Origin of the sequence: Streptomyces solincola (assembly GCF_002982015.1) — a bacterium.
Classification (GTDB): Bacteria; Actinomycetota; Actinomycetes; order Streptomycetales; family Streptomycetaceae; genus Streptomyces; species Streptomyces solincola.
In genome coordinates, this window is record NZ_PVLV01000463.1 from 1 (window position 1) to 3,309 (window position 3,309).

A 3,309-nucleotide genomic window follows, 5' to 3' on the forward strand; every position below is an offset into this window, starting at 1 on the left:
CACAAGCTCGCGGAGGCCGTCCCGGCAGACTTGCTGTCCTGGACCGAGGGCCGCGCCCTGATCGCCACCGGCAGCCCGTTCGACCCCGTGCAGTTCGACGGGAGCACCTACCGGATCGGCCAGGCGAACAACGCCCTCATCTTTCCCGGTCTGGGCCTGGGAGCCATCGCCGCCCGTGCCTCACGCATCACCGACCGGATGCTGCGCGCGGCGACCGCGTCGGCCGCCGCGCGCAGCATCCGGTCGGTGATGCGTGAGGCACGGGCGGCGATGGCTCCCAGGCCCAGACCGGGAAAGATGAGGGCGTTGTTCGCCTGGCCGATCCGGTAGGTGCTCCCGTCGAACTGCACGGGGTCGAACGGGCTGCCGGTGGCGATCAGGGCGCGGCCCTCGGTCCAGGACAGCAAGTCGGCCGGGACGGCCTCGGCGAGCTCGGTCGGGTTGGACATGGGCAGGATCACCGGCCGCTCGGCGTGCCGGGCCATCTCGCGCACGATCGGCTCGTCGAAGGCACCGCCCTGACCGGAGGTGCCGATGAGGACGGTCGGACGGACGCGGCGGACGACCTCGGCGAGAGGGATGCCCGGAAGACTGTCGTCGCGGTCCCAGCCGGCCACCTCGGAGGCGCAGCGGGCGTAGGGGGCCTGGAAGCCTCGGAGCGTGTCGCGCTGGTCTTCGGTGAGCAGGCCGTAGCGGTCCACGCACCACAGGCGGGCGGTGGCCTGCTCCGCGCTCAGGCCCGTGGAGACCAGGGCGTCGCGCAGCTGGTCGGCGATGCCGATTCCGGCGGTGCCCGCGCCGAACACCACGAAGCGGTTCTCGGCGAGCGGGATTCCGGCGGCCCGTGACCCGGAGAGGACGGCCGCCAGGTTGACCGCGCCGGTGCCCTGGATGTCGTCGTTGAAGGTGCAGGCGCGGTCGCGGTAGCGGTCGAGCACGCGGCGGGCGTTCGCGGCGCCGAAGTCCTCCCAGTGCAGGATCGCCCGGGGGAACAGTCGGCCGGCCGTCGTGACGTAGGCGTCGATGAAGGCGTCGTAGGCGTCGCGGTCGGCCCGGGGGTGCCGGTTGCCGAGGTACAGCGGGTCGTCGAGTAGTTCCCGCCGGTCGGTGCCGACGTCGAGCACCACCGGCAGGGTGCGGCGGGGGTCGACACCCGCCGCCGCTGTGTAGACGGCGAGCTTGCCGACCGCGATGTCGATGCCGCCCACGCCCCAGTCGCCGATCCCGAGGATGCCCTCGCCGTCGGTGCAGACGATCAGGTCGACGTCCTCGGCGGCGAGCCCACTGGCCCGCAGGGAGCATTCGATGTCCTCCGGGTGGTCGACCGACAGGTACACGCCGCGGGGCCGGCGGAACTCGGTGCTGTAACGCATGATCGCGGTGGCGATGGTGGGCGTGTAGACGACGGGCAGCATCTCCTCGAGATGGTCGCGGACCAGGCGGTAGAACAGCACCTCGTTGCGATCGTGCAGCGCGGTCAAGTAGGTGCTCCTGGCGAGCGCGTCGGGCTGTTCCAGGTACTGGGCGTACGAGCGCTCGGCCTGGTCGTCCTGGGTGAGCACGCCCGGCGGGACGAGGCCGACCAGGTCCAGGGCGCGCCGCTCCTCGTGGGTGAAGGCGGTGCCCCGGTTGAGGCGGGGATCGGCGAGCACGGCGTGCCCCCGGCCGGCGATCCGCAGGGTGGCGGCACGGGAGGTACCGGGTTCGGTCATCCTGCGGCCCGCCTCTTCGTCCGTATTCGCGTCCGGCGCCTCGGCGGCACGGGCCTGCTCGCGGTGCCGGTTCCTGCTCCTGATTATCGGCGAGACGGCGGAGGAGCGCGCCCGGAGGCGCCTGTCCGGGTAACGGGTCATGGCAGCCCCGCCGGCGGACACCGCTCCCCGTGTACGCCGTTCCTACCGAGGCGTGCCCTCGAGAAGCAAGGGGGGAGAGCGGTGCCGCCAGGCTGTGGCGGTACCGCTCCCTCGTGGTTTCCGCCGCGGTCGGCGGTCAGTGGGCTGCCCGGGCGCTTCGCGCGACAGAACGAGGTCCGTTAAGCACCACCACACATCCCCTTAATCGCGTTGATCTGACGATAGACGCACCGGCAGGCCGCACCGACGGCAAGCCGCCCCCACGTCGCACCGCCCACAGATCACGTGAAAGACACACGCATGTTCACGACCGCTCCGCGCGGCGCCACCCTGCTGCCGACGGCCCTCCTGGCCCCTGGGCCGCTCCCCGCGACCAGGACCAGACGCGCAGGGACGCACAGAGGTGGCGGGAAAGCCTGACAGCCGCGTCAGGCGTCGTCCCCTCTGCTTCTCTCCTGGAGACGCTCGGCCGGGAGCCCCAGCACTTCGCCTCCGCACCGGGGACGACGGCGACGGGCGCCCCGGACTCGGGGAGTGCCGGCACAGCTGTCGAGGACGGCGCCCGCTCCTCACCGGCCGGGCCGCCGCCCTCATGGCGGAGCCCGAGCCGAAGACCGACACCACCGGCTGCCGCTTCCGTGCCTGAGCCGGCAGACCCACGACGTGCCTCCCGCGAGGCAGGCACGCGCTGCACCCGCCTCCCCTCGGTCCGTCACCTGATCGGCCCTGTGCACACTGACGGGCTGCCGCGTGATCACCCGAGGGTGGTCGATCCACTACTTCGTCCGCAACAACACCGGAGTCAATCAACATGCTGGGCATCCCCATGCCTGAAAGCGCCCTGAGCGCGCAGTCGGCCACCGACGCTGAGGCGCCCCGTCTCACCGTGATCGGTACCGGGTACCTCGGAGCGACCCACGCCATCTGCATGGCGGTCCTGGGCTTCGACGTCCTGGGGGTCGACACGGATGTGCGGAAGGTGGAGAGCCTCAACGCCGGGGAGGTGCCCTTCTTCGAACCGGGCCTGCCCGAGCTGCTGAACAAGGCCCTGGAGTCGGGTCGACTGCGTTTCACCCACCGCCTCGCGGAGGCTGCCGAGTTCGGTGACGTCCACTTCGTCTGTGTCGGTACGCCGCAGCAGCAGGGATCGGACGCCGCGGACCTGCGCTATGTGGACAGCGCCGTGACCGAGCTGGCCCCCCACCTCACGCGCCGGGCCCTGGTGGTCGGCAAGTCCACCGTGCCGGTGGGCACGGCCGCCCGGCTCACCGGGCTCCTACAGCGCCTGGCGCCTGCCGGAAGCGAGGTGGAGCTCGCCTGGAATCCGGAGTTCCTGCGCGAGGGGTACGCCGTGGAGGACACGATGCGCCCGGACCGTCTGGTCTTCGGAGTCTCCTCCGAGTGGGCCGAGGCGCGGCTGCGCGCCGTCTTCGCACCCGTCATCGACCAGGGCACG

At 71.8% G+C, this 3,309-nt stretch carries 1 protein-coding gene and 2 pseudogenes; 2 read left to right on the top strand and 1 reads right to left on the bottom strand.

Going from position 1 to position 3,309, the window contains the following annotated elements; translation table 11 throughout:
* Nucleotides 1–30: 30 nt before the first annotated feature.
* Nucleotides 31–177: pseudogene (locus C6N75_RS31805) on the top strand (malic enzyme-like NAD(P)-binding protein); the annotation flags it as partial.
* On the opposite strand, the gene C6N75_RS24610 reads toward C6N75_RS31805, so the two are convergent.
* Nucleotides 108–1,712 (bottom strand): NAD-dependent malic enzyme, encoded by a 1,605-nt coding sequence (locus C6N75_RS24610; protein WP_105871089.1) that lies wholly within the window; start codon nt 1,710–1,712, stop codon nt 108–110. The pseudogene C6N75_RS31805 and the gene C6N75_RS24610 overlap by 70 nt on opposite strands.
* A 967-nt stretch (nt 1,713–2,679) precedes the next feature.
* Between C6N75_RS24610 and C6N75_RS24615 the strand changes: the two are divergent.
* A pseudogene (locus tag C6N75_RS24615) lies at nt 2,680–3,309 on the top strand (UDP-glucose/GDP-mannose dehydrogenase family protein); the annotation flags it as partial.

Bases quoted from the DNA above. Each gene is read 5' to 3' on its own strand.
- C6N75_RS24610 (WP_105871089.1), bottom strand. From the start codon at position 1,712: ATGACCGAACCCGGTACCTCCCGTGCCGCCACCCTGCGGATCGCCGGC.